Source organism: Bacillus ndiopicus (genome assembly GCF_000612805.1).
Lineage (GTDB): Bacteria > Bacillota > Bacilli > Bacillales_A > Planococcaceae > Metasolibacillus > Metasolibacillus ndiopicus.
The window spans coordinates 213,349-227,997 of sequence record NZ_HG964403.1; the positions used below are offsets into that span (position 1 = coordinate 213,349).

Consider the following 14,649-nt stretch of genomic DNA (forward strand, 5'->3'; position numbering starts at 1 on the left):
TGCCAATTTAGGCAGACCTTTTTTCTTATAGCTTTAACTCTGCAACTTCATGTAAGTAATCACCTAATACACGTAAGCCATTATCGAAGTTTTCTAAATGGAAGTGCTCGTTTGGTGCATGGAAGTTTTCGCTTGAAAGACCGAAGCCCATTAATACGACTGGTAAGCCTAAAATTTCATCGAATGCCGCTACGATTGGAATCGAGCCACCGCCACGAGTATAAGCAGTTGGTACATTATAAACCTTTTCGTAAGAGCGACCCGCTGCTTGGATAACAGGGTGATCAAATGGTGTTAAGTATGGCTTTCCTTTGTCGAATTCAGAAATTGCTACTTCAACACCAGCAGGCTTGTGCTTTTCGATATGTGCTCTTAAAAGTGCAACGATTTCCTCGGGGTCTTGATTTGGTACTAAGCGGCATGTAATTTTTGCTCCAGCTTCAGCAGGTAATACTGTTTTAATACCTTCGCCAGAGAAGCCACCGAATACGCCGTTAATTTCTAATGTTGGGCGTGCCCAAGTTTGCTCTAAATAAGAGTAACCCGCTTCACCAAATAGCTCCTTCACTTTTAACTCTTCCTTCAACTCATTCTCATCAAAGTTTAAGTCTTGGTAAGCTTGGCGCTCTTCATCTGATAGTGGAAGTACTTTATCATAGAAGCCTTCAACTTGAATTGTGCCGTGCTCATCGCGGAATGATGCTAAAATTTCAGTTAATGCATGGATAGCGTTTTGCACACCGCCGCCGTAAAGACCTGAGTGTAAGTCGCCTTTCGCACCGCGCACATCAATTTGTACACCTGTTAAGCCGCGCAGACCATAACAAACAGCAGGCTTGCCCTTCGCATAAAGACCTGTGTCTGAAATTAAAATTAAGTCAGCAGCTAATTTTTCTTTATTCTCCTCTGTATATTTCGGAAGAGATGGGCTACCGATTTCCTCTTCACCCTCATAAATAAATTTCACGTTAACTGGAAGAGTGCCCTCTGTTGCAAACAATGCCTCAATCATTTTTACATGCATAAACACTTGTCCTTTGTCGTCAGAAGAACCACGCGCAAATAATTTATTGTCGCGAATTGATGGCTCGAAAGGTGGTGTTTCCCATAAATTCAGCGGGTCAACAGGCTGCACATCATAGTGACCATAGAATAAAATTGTTGGCTTGCCTTCAGCATGTAGCCACTCGCCGTAGACAACAGGATGTCCAGCAGTTTCTTCAACTGCTACATTTTCAATATTTAATGACTTTAAATGATCTGCTAGCCAGTTGGCAGCTTGCTTCATATCCTCTTTATGCTCAGATAATGCCGAGATACTTGGGATACGTAAAAATTCATTTAACTCCGCTAAATGGCGCTCGCGATGCTCTGCAAAATAAGCATCTAATTTTTCTAAATGACTCATGAAAGAAAGCCTCCCTTTATTTCGAATATGGAAATAGTATAGCACATACAAGCCTTCCACACCTATTGAATCTGCAACTCATGAATCGCCAATTTTACAAAATGATCTATTGTGCTGTCTAGCCTTGAATTTGAATAAATAAATTGTATTTTTCTGGTTAATGAGCGATCTGCTAAATCCTTTTTGATTAAAGAGCCTGTAGCTAGCTCATCCCCGATTAAAGATGCTGAAAGGAAGGCGACAGTCGTCCCGAATGTCAGCATTTTTTTAATTGTGCTTATTGAGTCTAGTTCGATTTTGTTCATGGAGGATTGTGTACCTAGCCACTGCTCAATAAAATGATTTGTTGAGCTGGAGGAGGTGTGCAGCAAAATTTTATATTGTAAAATATCCGCTTTTGTAATCGTTTGTTTGGAGGCTAGCTCATGCTGTGGGCTGAATGCTAAAACAAACGTGTCTTCGCCAATCGTTTCATAAACGAGCAATGGGTTTTCCTGCTTTGTTTCCATAATGAATCCGAAATCTAATTCATGTAGTGCGACGAGCTCCTCGATTTCTGGAGCGGTTTTAACGATTAAGGAAATTTGAATGGCAGGGTAGGCTGTTGATATTTTGTGGATAAGCTCTGGCATAAAAATATGCGCGGGTAAACCACTTGCACCAAGTCGAATTGAGCCGACATTACCTGCCAGTAAATCTTCTATAAAAAGCCCCATCTCCTTATGTAGCTGTACAATTTGTCTTGCGTAATGATAAAGCCCTTCACCAGCGGCAGTTAACCGATAGCCTCCAGCGTTTGTGCGGAATAGCTGGATACCATACTCCTCTTCAATTGAACGAATATGAAAGGAAACGGTTGGCTTTGTAATATGGAGCTTCTCTGCAACAGGGGCTAATTTTTTATGCTCTACTAGTAAGCAAAATGCCTGCAATTTTACATTATTCATTTTATCCCCCTAAAGTAAATTAGATAAAATCTTACGATAGTTTAATTTTATTAGATTTATTTTAACGTTTTGTTAATAGTGGGTTAATATTTTCTAAATATCTAGGACTTATAGTTGTATTAGACGAGGAGGATAATATGAGGATTTCATTAACGAAGATTGAAAAGAAATATGGAGATACACAAGTATTATGGCCTCTTAATTTAGAGTTAGATAGCAAATTCATCACGATTTTAGGTCAGTCAGGCTGTGGCAAAACGACGCTATTAAAAATGTTGGCAGGCTTGGAGCAGCCAACTAAAGGTGAAATTCATTTTGATGACACGCTTATTTATTCATCTGAACGCAAAGTTAATATACAGCCAAATAAACGTAATATCGCAATGGTATTTCAGGATTTTGCATTATGGCCTCATATGACGATTTTCCAAAATATCGCATTTGGCTTGAAGGGCATTGTGCCTAAAGCGGAAATACCACTGCGTGTGAAGCATGTAATGCAGCTTGTTAGTATGGAAGGGTTTGAGCAGCGAAAGCCTGGAGAGTTATCGGGTGGTCAGCAGCAACGAGTAGCATTAGCACGAGCTCTTGCAACAAATCCTAAATTAATTTTGTTTGATGAGCCATTGTCAGCCCTAGATGCGGTGCTAAGAGAGAAAATGCAATACGAAATTATGAATATTATTCAAAGACTAGATTGCCAAGCAATTTTCGTAACGCATGACCAAACAGAGGCGATGACGATGTCTGATCAAATTATTGTGATGGAGGCAGGGCATATCGCGCAAGTTGGAGCACCACAGGAAATTTACAGAACACCAGCAACACCTTATGTAGCTGACTTTATTGGTCGGGTAAATTGGCTAGAGCAAAATGAGCGGATTGTACGTCCTGAAGGAATTTCACGTCTGCAAAGCCAAGGGGCAATTGTAAAGCAGGCAAAGGTTTTAAAAAGTATTTTCGTTGGAGATCGCTATTTAATACAGGTAGATGTGGATGGTAAGGAATGGAGCTTTTACGACACAGAGCCGATTTTACAAGGGCAGCAATTTGAGATTTTTATCGATGAACAACAAATATATCAATTGGAGGAACGAACATGAAAAAGGGTAGATTTAAATTTTTAGCAACAGCGGCATTAATGCTGTCATTGACATTAGCAGGGTGTGCGGAGAAAAAAACAGAGAGCGCAGACAAACCAAAGGAAGAAGTAAAGAAGTCGGAAATAGTAACTGTATATTCAGCAGGGCCAGATGGTTTGGCAGCAAATATTCAAGAAGCATTTGAACAAAAAACGGGCATTAAAGTAGAGATGTTTCAAGGGACAACAGGGAAAATTTTAGCACGTCTAGAGGCAGAAAAAAATAATCCAGTAGCGGATGTTGTCGTGTTAGCGTCAGTTGCTTCAATGGATGGCTTAAAGGAAACAGATCAGCTTCAAAGCTATAAAGAAGCTAAAAATGCAGATAAGATGAATGCAGATTGGTCAGATGCAGATGGCTATTATTATGGTTATAGCGCTTCTGCATTAGGCATTGTCTACAATACAAAAAATGCGTCCGCAGCACCAAAAGAGTGGGCAGACTTAGCACAGCCACAATGGCAAAACAAAATTAATATACCAGATCCAAGCTTATCAGGCTCGGCTGTAGATTTTTTATTTGGCTATACAGAGGCTGACGGGGCAGCATGGGAAACGATGGAGCAATGGAAAAATAACGGCTTACAAGTAAATGGTGCAAACAAGGAAGCACTAGACGCAGTAATTACCGGAGAAAAGGATGCAACGATTGCAGGTGTTGACTACATGGTGTACAAAGCGAAGGCTAGTGGCGAACCTGTTGAAATTGTTTACCCAACAAGCGGAACTGTTGTGAGCCCACGTGCTGTAGGGATTATGAAAGATGCTAAACATGCGGATGCGGCACAAGCCTATGTAGATTTCGTATTGTCTGATGAAGGACAAGCACTTGTGGCAGATGCTTACTTACTACCAGGAAATGCAGCAATTGCTGTAAAGGACCGTGCAACGCTAGAGGAAATTCCACAACTAACTGTAACTTGGCGTGGAGCAGAGAAAAAGCAAGTAGATGTTTTAACGAAGTTTATTGAATTATTCCGTTAAGAATGCATTTTAGGGCTTGCTCGATTATCGAGAGGCCCTTTTTTAGGAAGGACTGACGAGTATATGGTGATGGAAAGCAAACGTAGTTTTATTATATTGTTAGCAATTGTTAGCACGTTTGCAATTGCACCGATAGTAGCCATCGTATTTTATACATTTTTCCAAGATGGGCAGTTTAATATAGAGCAACTGCAGCGTTTATTTTCACAGGATAGAGTGTGGAAAACATTATCAAATTCTTTATTGCTAGGTTTATTAGTTATTGTTGGAACGACAATTATCGCTTTTCCAATGGCATTGATTCGTACAAAAACAAGCTTAGTTAAATACAATTGGTTAGACATTGTTTTGACGATTCCTTTTATGACACCGCCTTACATTGGGTCGATGGGCTGGATTTTATTTATGCAGCATAATGGCTTTTTACAGCAATTAGTACCAAGTGCTACAATGCTTTCTGAGCTGTTTTTCACGCTTTTTGGTATGGTATTGATTATGAGTTTGCATTTATTCCCTTTCTTATATTTAATGCTAAAAAACACATTGCTACGAATTAATGGGTCATTTTTAGATGCAGCTTTGATTTTTGGCAGAGGGGCTTGGCGCAATTGGTTTAAGATTGTGTTGCCTTTAGTCGTATCTAGCTATGTTCTCGGCAGCCTGCTTATTTTTATTAAAACATTGGCTGAGTTTGGTACGCCTGCAACGTTTGGCAGTCGCATTGGCTTTCCAGTATTTACAACAGAGATTCATTCGTATCTTTCAAGATGGCCTGTCGATATTCGAATGGCTACATCATTGTCGCTCTTTTTATTATCCGCTTGTTTAATTATTTGGTATTTCCAAAGTTGGATAGGGCGCAAATATACATACGGCGTGCTTTCGGGGAAAACACCAACTATTCGTGCAATGCATGATGCATGGTATGTGAAGGTCAGTGCGTGGTCATACGTCATAATCATTTTACTGCTATCTATTGGTGTACCTTATTTTTCAATTATCGTCACATCGTTGCAAAAGGTGCGAGGCAATGGCTTACAAGCAGGGAATTTTACCTTTGCCGCATATCAAGAAATATTTACGATTGGCAGCGCAGGCTTTACAGCGTTTATGAACAGCTTTGTTTTCTCCATTTTAACAGCAATCATTACGGCAGTACTTGGGCTATGCATTGCATTGTATGTGAAAAAAGGACAAACGAAAAAACAGCAGCTATTAGATTTCTTTAGCTTAACGCCAACTATTATTCCAGGTATCGTTTTTGTTGTAGGTTTAATTATGTTTTGGAATTCTCCGCTTTTGCCTTTTACAATTTACAATACAAAAGCGATGGTAGTTGTCACATACTGTGTGTTGTTTTTACCATATTCTGTTCAATATACAAAATCTGCGTTCACTCAGCTAGACACATCTATTTTCCAATCAGCAGCGATCTTTGGGCGTAACAAATGGCATGTTTATGTGCATATTATTATTCCGCTCTTAATGCAGGGAATTGTTGCAGGTATGATGATGACCTTTATTATTTCTATGCGTGAGCTTGTCGCAGGCTTATTAATCCTACCTCCGTCTGTCGAAACAGGTGCAACATTTATTTATAGCCAATTCGAGCAAGGCAATGTAAGTGTTGGAATGGCAGTCGCTGTTATGACAGTAATTATCACAGTATTATTTATGCTTTTATTAGAATGGATGCAAAAGGGAGGGAAAAGGGAAGATGCTTAATGTGGAAATTTTAGGCGGTGTAGGTGAGTATGGTCGCAATTGCTTTTTCATTGAAGTAAACAATCAAGCGATTTTGCTAGATTGTGGCATTATGAAAAATAAGCAGAAAACCCTTCCCAATTTATCAACAGCACATGTGGAGAAGCTAACAGCGATTTTCATTTCGCATTCACATATAGATCATGTAGGGGCGCTCCCATTTGCTGAGCAGCTAGGCTACAAAGGGCCAATTATTATGAGTGCTATGACACGCCAGCAGCTTAAGCGACCTTATGCCAATACGCTTGTATTTCCTGAAGAACCTTCTGAGGAATGGATTACTGTTAGCGAAAAGTTGGCTTTTCAATGGGGCTATAGCGGGCATGTCATTGGTAGCGTTTGGTATAAAATACGCTTTGAGGATAAAATGATTTTTTACTCTGGTGATTATGTTGTTGATTCTTACGTATTGCGTGCAACATTGCCACAGGAGAATGAAGTATACGATGTCGCCTTTATCGATAGTGGGCATGTCGAGCTGCATGTTCAAAATAAGATTGTGTTACAGCAAATAGCTGAATTTGTTCAGGAGCATTCCCACCACCCCATTATTTTTCCATCATCATTTTCTGGGAAAACGCTAGATATTGCAACATATCTTTCTCAACATACAACAAGGGAAATCTATGTGGATAAGCAATTACAGCCTTTGTTTCAGCAATATATGGAGACAGAGAGTAATGTGCAGCTAGAAAATGCTGCGCGGGAAGTTTTCTGGTTGCCTATGAAGGATGTGGATACTGGACTTTATTTTGTAGCTGAACAAAATGCTGAGCTTTATCCACAGGCACTTCCAATTTATACAGGGTATTTGCATAGGGAAGGGCAGATGGATAGAGCATATCAGCATTTCTTCTATAAAACACATCCAGATTATGAGGATATTTTACAACTGTCCAAGCAAATACGAGCAAAAGAGATTATTTATTTTCATAGTCCATACCCCTTGAATAAATAAAAATCCACCTAAATTCAGGTGGATTTTTTTCTTATCACTCGCAAACCTAGCCCAATCATTAAATAAAGCAATGTTGTAAAAATACCGGCTGTTGGAGAAACGAAAAATTCCTTACCTTGTGCAATTTGAATATAGCCATCTAGCATCAATGGGTTAATTAACGCATCCTCTGTGGCATGCATAAGAACAAGTGGCCAAATACTTCGCGTCATAAAATAAATTTCTGTATACATAATCGTCCAGACAATCATTGTTAGAATGCCTATAATGGCAAAGGTTAAACGATTAACAGGAAGTACACTCGCAATATCACTATCTGATAAAAATACGAGAAAATAAGGAATATGCCATGCCCCCCAAACACCTCCAACTGTAACATAAAGCCAGAAATCATTTAGCTTAAGCTGTAGCAGTTTACTCGTTAAATAACCCCTCCAAACAGATTCTTCAAATATATTTTTAATAAATTGAATGAAAAATACGCTAACGAAAGCAGAAGTTATAGCTTGAATATTAAAATTAGAAAAATCTATCCATCCAGTTAGATAGCCAAATGACAATAACAGAAATGTTGTCATTGGATAAATTAGAAATGCGACAATATACCACTTCCCATTGCCTTTGAAATTTAGCGTTAGGCCCATATCACGCCAACCGTCGCCAGCGAATGCACGTAAAAAAATCGTTGCAAGTAAAGGTGTAACTAGCCAAATGCCCATTCCTAGTGTGTCACCATTAGGTTGCTCAGGTATAAAACGGTCAATTACCACACCAAGCCAGCCACAAAGTAAAGCAACTACAACAAAGATGATGATATTTCTTTTCGTTTGCATTTTATTTACCTCCTAATAATGTCGATAATCCATTTTGCATCGGGACAAGGGGCGTTAGGATGTAAGGCGATATGCTGAGCGATCCCTTGTAAGGAATTCCAAAAGGCAATAGACAATGCTTGCGGGTTACCATCCTTTATTTCGTTTAAGCGTTGACCTTCTTCTATAAGTGAGACGCTTTTGGCGATTAATTTATCTGCCTCATCCAGCATTACTCTGATATCTGAAGGCAAAGTATCTAAATGCTGCGCATTTTCCATTAACACAAACATTTTAGCTGCAAAAGGGTTGGCGCTAATTGTTTGGAAAATGTCTTCAGCAATTAATTGAAAAATAGTCAATGGTGATGATGTTTCAAAATGTAGCTCCATTTTCAATTTTTCACTGCCGATTCGGATAAGTGTTTCGTATAATTTCTCTTTTGACTCAAAATAATGGAAAAGCAGCCCCATACTCATATTTGCTGCCTTTGCAATATCAGCAATTTTTGTTTCTCCGTAGCCTTTGCGAATAAATAAATCTAAAGCAGCCTGTAAAATAAGTTGTCGTCTTTGTTCTTTTTGTTGTTGTCTACTATTCATATTGATACATCCTTTATTGAATTTGTTTTCATTGAAATTATATTCAATGAAATGAACGCGAATTCCTTCTTAATGCCATAAAAATTTTTGAAAAAGGGTATAAGGATTTTTGAATAGAGGTATAACTTGACGAAGAGGGCATACATAATTTGTAGGTGACATGGAAGCTTACACAATTGTAAGGAAATTGAAAGTAAATACGATAGAGCGTAAGGAACAATTTTGCGAAAATGAGGTTAATGAAGCAGACCGAACGGAGGCAATAACAATGAATGAAATGTTAACGAAAGTTTATGATGAATATAATCGATATATATACCACCTTTGCTTAAAGCTTACACGCAACACACTTGAGGCGGAAGATTTAATGCAAGAAGTGTGGGTGAAAGTGGTACGTTATGAAGCAACGATTGAACAAGTTGATCATGTAAAAGCATGGCTAACAACAATTGCAATGAATACATTCCGCGACCGCTATCGCAAAAATGTAAGACGCAGTAAGTACATGATGAATCAACCTGAACAATTAGACGTTCCGATTTTAGATTTGGTTCCCAACAATGAAGTTTCTACAGAAGAGCAAGTAGAGAAAGTAGAGATTACGAAGATTGTTCAAGAGAAAATGCACGAGCTTGATGCCATTTATCAAAAAACATTATGGTATTTCTATGTAGACCAATATTCATTAGCAGAGATTTCAACATTAATGAAGGTGTCAATTGGTACTGTAAAATCACGTTTATTCCGTGCGAAGGCGCGCTTAAAAGAAATGCTTTTAGCGGATCATAAACTTGCAGATGTCGTCCTACCAGCTTAAAAGGGTAGGGCGGTTTTTTGTGGTTAAACTTGGGTTCTGAGATGCAACGTGGAATAAAACTAAAAAAACGTGGAATAAATCTCTAAAAACGTGGAATAAACCTGCAATTCAATAAAATATAGTGAGACGATAGCAAAAAACACTAACGGAAAAGTAGACAAAATCTGCTTTCCCATTAGTGTTATTTAAAGTTAGCGCATTTTATAAAGATTTGGCGCAAGTTTTCGATTTCTTCCTCTGTGAGCATACCGAAAAGCTGATGAATTAATGTGTTTACTTGCTCACGCGATTCATTTAAAACCTCTCTGCCGGACTCTGTAATCGTAATTTGAGAGGCGCGGCGATCGTTTTCGTTTTGTGCTTTTTCGATAAAGCCGGATTTTAGAAGCTTTGTCGTTAATACCGTAACGCCACCTGTTGTCACTTTTAAATGCTCAGCAATGGCAGAAGGGCGCTTTGGACCTTCATTTGCTAAAAAATCTAATATTAAAATATGTGATTTCGAAAAACCAAGCTCATTTAAGCTGTTCCATTCATTGGCAATTCTACGTTCTAAGGCAGCTACTGCTTCGAAAAGCGGTGTTAAATGCTCATGTTTATAATCACCCATGTTTGTCATCTCCAAATTTTCTTTCATACAAAAAAAGGCGACTTATTCAACCGCCAATTTTTGTAAAGCATTCAGCTCAAACGCACGTACTTTACGTGGGATGAAGCGACGAATATCCATTTCATTATAACCGACTTGAATACGTTTTTCATCGAGTAAAATAGGACTACGCAACATACGTGGGTATTTTTGAATTAATGTATAAAGCTCCTGGATAGAAAGCTGCTCGATATCGATATCAAGGTTTTTGAAGTCATTTGAGTTTGTTGCAATAATTTCGTCTGTTCCATCTTCAGTCATGCTTAAAATATTTTTAAACTCAGCTAATGTTAAAGGCTGAGAAGTAATGCGTTTCTCATTGTATGAAATATTGTTTTCGTTTAACCATTTTAATGCTTTTCGTGATGAGGAACAGCTTGATTGAGTATAAATTGTTACTGACATATTGAATTCCTCTCTTCCTTTACATTGGTAACTTACTTGTAAGGTAATTATTTATATTTATATCTTACAACTAAGTTAATTGTAATGCAATTGTTTTTTTAGTTTTTTTTATTTATGAAAGCGGCTGTCTACTTTATGGTGGATGAATGATTTTTCTTCTCTATCCTATATACATAATAACTAGTATTAGCCTTTTATTACCTAATTAATGTATACCCGCTTTGTTATTAATATATACGTCAAAAGAATAAAAAAGTTTCATAGAATTTGAAAAAAATTGGGGGAGAAAGCAAAAAAAGCTGTGGCAAAATCTAATCTTGCCAACAGCTCTGCTAATTATTCCTCTTCTAATTCAATTGTGCGACCAGTTGTGAACCAATCTTGTACGTTCCAAGTTTTTGTGACAAGTCCTTCATAAAAATCAGGTTCGTGTGATACGAGAACGATTGTACCTTTGAATTCCTTCATTGCGCGTTTTAATTCTTCCTTGGCATCGACATCTAAATGGTTTGTCGGTTCGTCAAAGATTAACCAGTTTGCTTCATTCATCATAAGCTTGCATAGGCGCACCTTTGCTTGCTCGCCCCCTGATAGTGAATTAAGTGGGCGTGTTATATGCTCTGTTTTCAATCCTGCGCGGGCAAGCGCTGCACGTACTTGGGCTTGCTCCATTGATGGGAAGGCATTCCATACATCGTCAATTGGCGTTATTTTGTCAGCTTTTACTTCTTGCTCAAAGTAAGAAGGGTATAAATAATCGCCTCGAATAACTTTTCCACCTAATGGATTAATTTTACCTAGCATTGTTTTTAATAATGTAGATTTACCCACACCGTTCATACCAACAAGCGCGATTTTTTCTCCACGCTCAATTTGGAATGTTAATGGTGGTAGTAAAGGTTTGTCATAACCGATTAGCAGGTTTTCTGCTTCTACTACATAACGGCTTGAGGAACGTGCTTCTTTAAAGCCAAACTCAGGCTTCACTGCTGTTTCAGGGCGGTCGATGCGCTCAAGACGATCAAGTTGCTTCGCACGCGATTTTGCACGACCTGTTGTTGAGTAGCGCGCTTTATTTTTAGCGATAAATTCCTCTTGTTTTTTAATAAATTCCTGCTGCTTTTCGTATGCATCAATATGCTGGCGTTTATTAATTTCAGCAAGCTCTAAAAACTTCTCATACGTAGCAGTATAACGGTTCATTTTCGAAAACTCTAAATGGAAAATTACATCGACAACCTCGTTCATAAACTCTGTATCATGCGAAATTAATAAAAAGGCATATGGGTAACCTTTTAAATAGTTTTTTAGCCAAGTCACATGTTCTTCATCTAAATAGTTTGTAGGCTCATCTAGTAATAATACTTTTGGCTTTTCTAAAAGTAATTTTGCAAGCAACACTTTTGTACGTTGACCACCAGAAAGTGCAGCAACGTCACGCTCTAGGCCAATTGCATCTAAGCCAAGACCACGTGCTACCTCTTCAATTTTCATATCTAACGTATAAAAATCTCCTGCATCAAGTGCATCCTGCACCTCAGCCATATCTTCAAGTAGTTTTTCTAACTCTTCAGGTGTTGCATCTGCCATTTTAGCAGTAATTTCGTTCAGCTCTTCCTCTTTTTTATAAAGCGGTAAAAAAGCATCTCGTAGCACATCACGCATTGTACGTCCTGCTGTTAATACAGCATGTTGATCTAAATAGCCATAATGCGTGTTTGGCAGCCATTCCACTTTTCCTGCATCGTGGATTTGTTGCCCTGTAATAATGCCCATTAATGTAGATTTACCTACACCATTTGCGCCAACAAGACCTATATGGTCACCTTCAACAATACGGAATGACACATCTTTAAAAAGTGTGCGGTCGCCAAATGAGTGCTCTAAATTTTCAACTGTTAATATTGCCATATTCATTCCTCCGATAATTATTATGCAAAGAAAAAACTCGCGGGCTTACAACGCCGCGAGCTGTTTATTCAGTTCTGCAAGTCGTGCTTCCATATTTTCTAGGCGCGTTAGAGCTTGCTTTACAGAGCCTTCATGACCTAATGACTCAAGTTTCTCCATATCACCTTGTAAATTAACATAATCCATTTTTAGTTCCGCAATTTCCTGCTGTATTTGAGCTTTTGTTAGCATGGATATACAACCTACCTTCAATATTTGCTATCGTAAATTATAGCATAGAAAAAGCTATACACTCAAATATGGATTATTTCATGACGTGCATACGCCAAATCTAGGAGAATCTGCTTTAACGCTTCATTGCTTGAGCGTAAATCGAGTGTACGCTGCTTATGAATCGCGCGTTCGCGTCGTGCTTCGTGCAAGACAAATTCCATAACTGCATTTTGAATCGTCGATTGCTTCATTTTACGTCCAAGACCTAAATGAACGAAGCCATTATGCTCACGATTTAAATTATTTGTTAGTTCGCGTTCATTTTGCGCTGCTGTAATACATGGAATGCCGACTGTGGCGATTTTATAAGGAGTGTAATTAGCGTTACAAACAACGATATCAGCAGTAGGAAGTAGTGATAAAAGGGCATTTGGATGCTGGTGAATAGAAGTGTGGCGGCGGCTTAATACCATCATTTGTAGATCTTCTACAGAGTGACGGTAGTTTTCATCGATAGCAACAGAAATTTTTAGTGGAATGTGTAGTTGTGTGAGATGGCGCAAAGTGCGATAAGTTAAATTATGCTCATCGCCATCCTCAAATGCAATGACGATATGTGGTAAATCATTTTCTAGCTTGTCCTCAAAGGCGATTTGTAGCAATTCACTCGGCGCAGCAAAGGCAAAATTGCCAATAAGCATATTTGTTGGAATCATTTCTTGCGTTTCTTCACGCAATGCAACGATATGACAATCAGCAACCGTCGCTCCTTCACCACGATCATCAAAATGCACAAGTGTATGGCAATGTGATTTGAGTAACTGTGCCTGCTCTACAGTAGAATCATTGCCGTCGTAAATAATTAAATCAAAATGTTGTTGTGCTAGTTTGCTTGCTAGCTCATTATAGTTTTTGAAAATGGTAGTAGAATCATTTAGCAGCTCTAAAATGTGAGTATCTTTCCCCTTCAGAAAAATTGAAATATGCTCTGCTGCTAACAGATCATGCATAATCGCTGTTCTTTCAAAAGGATAATAACCTTTCCACTCACTATATTCTAAAATGAAGGCGATATTTTTTCGTTGTTCATTTTGCATAGCTTATCCCATCCTTTCTCGTTTCTACATAAAATATGGTGAAATTTCCTGAAGTATGTGTGAAAATTAAAAGAATAGGAGAAAAAGAGGGGGATTACTCATGGCTATGCGCTCAGCTATCGTTGTAGGTGCAACTGGATTAGTCGGTTCAGAGCTTGTAAAACTATTATGTGAGAGTGATGAATACGTAGCAGTGACGGTTATTGCGCGCAGATCGTTAGATTACTCGCATCCTAAATTAATTGTGCGAATACGAGAATTTGATGAGCTTGCGGAAAGTGATATGGAATTTGCACACGAAATATTTTGCTGTTTAGGTACAACGATAAAAAAAGCTGGTTCGCGTGAAATATTTGAAAAAATTGACGTTGAGTATCCAGTACAAATTGCGGCGATGGCGAAAAACCGCGGCATTCAACATATGATTGTTATATCAGCAATGGGTGCCAACGAAAAATCCTTTGCATACTATAATCGAGTGAAGGGCAAACTGGAAAAAGAACTGATTGATATTGATTTGCCACAGCTGTCCATTGTTCGTCCATCATTACTTGTTGGTAATCGCTCAGAATTCCGACCGGGAGAGAAAATGGGTGAAGCAGTATTGAAAATATTGAATCCATTACTAATAGGACCTCTTAAGCTTTATCGTTCTATTGAAGCAAAGCAGGTAGCGCTTGCGATGATGGTCATTGCGGTACACGGCAAGGATTCGAAGGTAGCCGTTTATCCTTCAAGTGAGCTTGCGCAAATGGCGATGCCAGAGCAAGAGGAGGAAGCGGAAGTAAGGCGTGAGGATTTGTTTAATTGGGATAAGCTAAAATCAAATGAGATTAAGCCATTGAATGAGGAGCTGACTTTCGATAAATCTAAAATGGAGCAATACAAGGTGAAGCAGGATACGCCAAAAGACTGAAATTATATTTTTCTAAATCAGTACC

At 38.5% G+C, this 14,649-nt stretch carries 15 protein-coding genes; 6 read left to right on the forward strand and 9 right to left on the reverse strand.

Going from position 1 to position 14,649, the window contains the following annotated elements; all coding sequences use genetic code 11:
- Window positions 1-25: 25 nt before the first annotated feature.
- Window positions 26-1,408 carry a dipeptidase gene (locus tag TY13_RS01005; RefSeq protein ID WP_042470553.1) on the reverse strand — a complete coding sequence of 461 codons (1,383 nt, stop codon included), beginning with the start codon at window positions 1,406-1,408 and terminating at the stop codon, window positions 26-28.
- A 62-nt stretch (window positions 1,409-1,470) separates the two neighbouring features.
- Complete coding sequence (locus tag TY13_RS01010) at window positions 1,471-2,355, reverse strand: LysR family transcriptional regulator (RefSeq protein WP_042470555.1); 885 nt, start codon at window positions 2,353-2,355, stop codon at window positions 1,471-1,473.
- 137 nt (window positions 2,356-2,492) lie between these two features.
- On the opposite strand from TY13_RS01010, the gene TY13_RS01015 reads away from it, so the two are divergent.
- The 4 genes from TY13_RS01015 (at window position 2,493) to TY13_RS01030 (ending at window position 7,202) form a co-directional block, all read left to right on the forward strand.
- Complete coding sequence (locus TY13_RS01015; RefSeq protein ID WP_042470556.1) at window positions 2,493-3,458, forward strand: ABC transporter ATP-binding protein; 966 nt, start codon at window positions 2,493-2,495, stop codon at window positions 3,456-3,458.
- The gene (locus TY13_RS01020) at window positions 3,455-4,480 is read left to right on the forward strand and encodes an ABC transporter substrate-binding protein (protein ID WP_042470558.1); all 1,026 of its coding nucleotides are present in this window, start codon (window positions 3,455-3,457) and stop codon (window positions 4,478-4,480) included. The genes TY13_RS01015 and TY13_RS01020 overlap by 4 nt, the downstream gene beginning before the upstream one ends.
- Before the next feature lie 63 nt (window positions 4,481-4,543).
- Window positions 4,544-6,205: an ABC transporter permease gene (locus TY13_RS01025; protein WP_042470560.1), complete on the forward strand. Its 1,662-nt coding sequence runs from the start codon at window positions 4,544-4,546 to the stop codon at window positions 6,203-6,205.
- Window positions 6,198-7,202: an MBL fold metallo-hydrolase gene (locus tag TY13_RS01030; protein ID WP_042470562.1), complete on the forward strand. Its 1,005-nt coding sequence runs from the start codon at window positions 6,198-6,200 to the stop codon at window positions 7,200-7,202. The genes TY13_RS01025 and TY13_RS01030 overlap by 8 nt, the downstream gene beginning before the upstream one ends.
- Window positions 7,203-7,216: 14 nt before the next feature.
- Here the strand turns inward: TY13_RS01030 and TY13_RS01035 are convergent, their stop codons facing one another.
- Complete coding sequence (locus TY13_RS01035) at window positions 7,217-8,035, reverse strand: CPBP family intramembrane glutamic endopeptidase (protein WP_042470564.1); 819 nt, start codon at window positions 8,033-8,035, stop codon at window positions 7,217-7,219.
- Between the two features lie 5 nt (window positions 8,036-8,040).
- On the reverse strand, window positions 8,041-8,616 hold the full coding sequence (locus TY13_RS01040; protein WP_042470566.1) for a TetR/AcrR family transcriptional regulator: 576 nt from the start codon (window positions 8,614-8,616) through the stop codon (window positions 8,041-8,043).
- Window positions 8,617-8,884: 268 nt separating this feature from the next.
- Between TY13_RS01040 and TY13_RS01045 the strand changes: the two genes are divergently transcribed.
- Window positions 8,885-9,433, forward strand: coding sequence for an RNA polymerase sigma factor (locus TY13_RS01045; protein WP_042472289.1), 549 nt, complete (start codon window positions 8,885-8,887; stop codon window positions 9,431-9,433).
- A gap of 181 nt (window positions 9,434-9,614) precedes the next feature.
- Here the strand turns inward: TY13_RS01045 and TY13_RS01050 are convergent, their stop codons facing one another.
- From TY13_RS01050 to TY13_RS01070, 5 genes are all read right to left on the reverse strand, one after another.
- The gene (locus TY13_RS01050) at window positions 9,615-10,043 is read right to left on the reverse strand and encodes a MarR family winged helix-turn-helix transcriptional regulator (RefSeq protein ID WP_042470568.1); all 429 of its coding nucleotides are present in this window, start codon (window positions 10,041-10,043) and stop codon (window positions 9,615-9,617) included.
- A 42-nt stretch (window positions 10,044-10,085) separates the two neighbouring features.
- Entirely contained in the window at window positions 10,086-10,487 is a 402-nt protein-coding gene (gene spx / locus TY13_RS01055; protein ID WP_042470570.1) for a transcriptional regulator Spx, read from the reverse strand.
- A 336-nt stretch (window positions 10,488-10,823) separates the two neighbouring features.
- A complete protein-coding gene (locus TY13_RS01060; RefSeq protein ID WP_042470572.1) occupies window positions 10,824-12,398 on the reverse strand; it encodes an ABC-F family ATP-binding cassette domain-containing protein in 1,575 nt (524 codons plus the stop codon).
- A gap of 45 nt (window positions 12,399-12,443) precedes the next feature.
- Window positions 12,444-12,629, reverse strand: a complete 186-nt coding sequence (locus TY13_RS01065) for an SE1832 family protein (RefSeq protein ID WP_042470573.1) — start codon at window positions 12,627-12,629, stop codon at window positions 12,444-12,446.
- A 62-nt stretch (window positions 12,630-12,691) separates the two neighbouring features.
- Complete coding sequence (locus TY13_RS01070) at window positions 12,692-13,708, reverse strand: hypothetical protein (protein WP_042470575.1); 1,017 nt, start codon at window positions 13,706-13,708, stop codon at window positions 12,692-12,694.
- Window positions 13,709-13,808: 100 nt separating this feature from the next.
- On the opposite strand from TY13_RS01070, the gene TY13_RS01075 reads away from it, so the two are divergent.
- The gene (locus TY13_RS01075) at window positions 13,809-14,624 is read left to right on the forward strand and encodes an NAD(P)H-binding protein (protein WP_042470577.1); all 816 of its coding nucleotides are present in this window, start codon (window positions 13,809-13,811) and stop codon (window positions 14,622-14,624) included.
- The last annotated feature ends 25 nt before the right edge of the window (window positions 14,625-14,649 follow it).

Bases quoted from the DNA above. Each gene is read 5' to 3' on its own strand.
- TY13_RS01005 (WP_042470553.1), bottom strand. From the start codon at position 1,408: ATGAGTCATTTAGAAAAATTAGATGCTTATTTTGCAGAGCATCGCGAG.
- TY13_RS01035 (WP_042470564.1), bottom strand. From the start codon at position 8,035: ATGCAAACGAAAAGAAATATCATCATCTTTGTTGTAGTTGCTTTACTT.
- TY13_RS01060 (WP_042470572.1), bottom strand. From the start codon at position 12,398: ATGGCAATATTAACAGTTGAAAATTTAGAGCACTCATTTGGCGACCGC.
- TY13_RS01025 (WP_042470560.1), top strand. From the start codon at position 4,544: ATGGTGATGGAAAGCAAACGTAGTTTTATTATATTGTTAGCAATTGTT.
- TY13_RS01040 (WP_042470566.1), bottom strand. From the start codon at position 8,616: ATGAATAGTAGACAACAACAAAAAGAACAAAGACGACAACTTATTTTA.
- TY13_RS01070 (WP_042470575.1), bottom strand. From the start codon at position 13,708: ATGCAAAATGAACAACGAAAAAATATCGCCTTCATTTTAGAATATAGT.
- TY13_RS01065 (WP_042470573.1), bottom strand. From the start codon at position 12,629: ATGCTAACAAAAGCTCAAATACAGCAGGAAATTGCGGAACTAAAAATG.
- TY13_RS01030 (WP_042470562.1), top strand. From the start codon at position 6,198: ATGCTTAATGTGGAAATTTTAGGCGGTGTAGGTGAGTATGGTCGCAAT.
- TY13_RS01015 (WP_042470556.1), top strand. From the start codon at position 2,493: ATGAGGATTTCATTAACGAAGATTGAAAAGAAATATGGAGATACACAA.
- TY13_RS01020 (WP_042470558.1), top strand. From the start codon at position 3,455: ATGAAAAAGGGTAGATTTAAATTTTTAGCAACAGCGGCATTAATGCTG.
- TY13_RS01010 (WP_042470555.1), bottom strand. From the start codon at position 2,355: ATGAATAATGTAAAATTGCAGGCATTTTGCTTACTAGTAGAGCATAAA.
- TY13_RS01075 (WP_042470577.1), top strand. From the start codon at position 13,809: ATGGCTATGCGCTCAGCTATCGTTGTAGGTGCAACTGGATTAGTCGGT.
- spx (WP_042470570.1), bottom strand. From the start codon at position 10,487: ATGTCAGTAACAATTTATACTCAATCAAGCTGTTCCTCATCACGAAAA.
- TY13_RS01050 (WP_042470568.1), bottom strand. From the start codon at position 10,043: ATGGGTGATTATAAACATGAGCATTTAACACCGCTTTTCGAAGCAGTA.
- TY13_RS01045 (WP_042472289.1), top strand. From the start codon at position 8,885: ATGAATGAAATGTTAACGAAAGTTTATGATGAATATAATCGATATATA.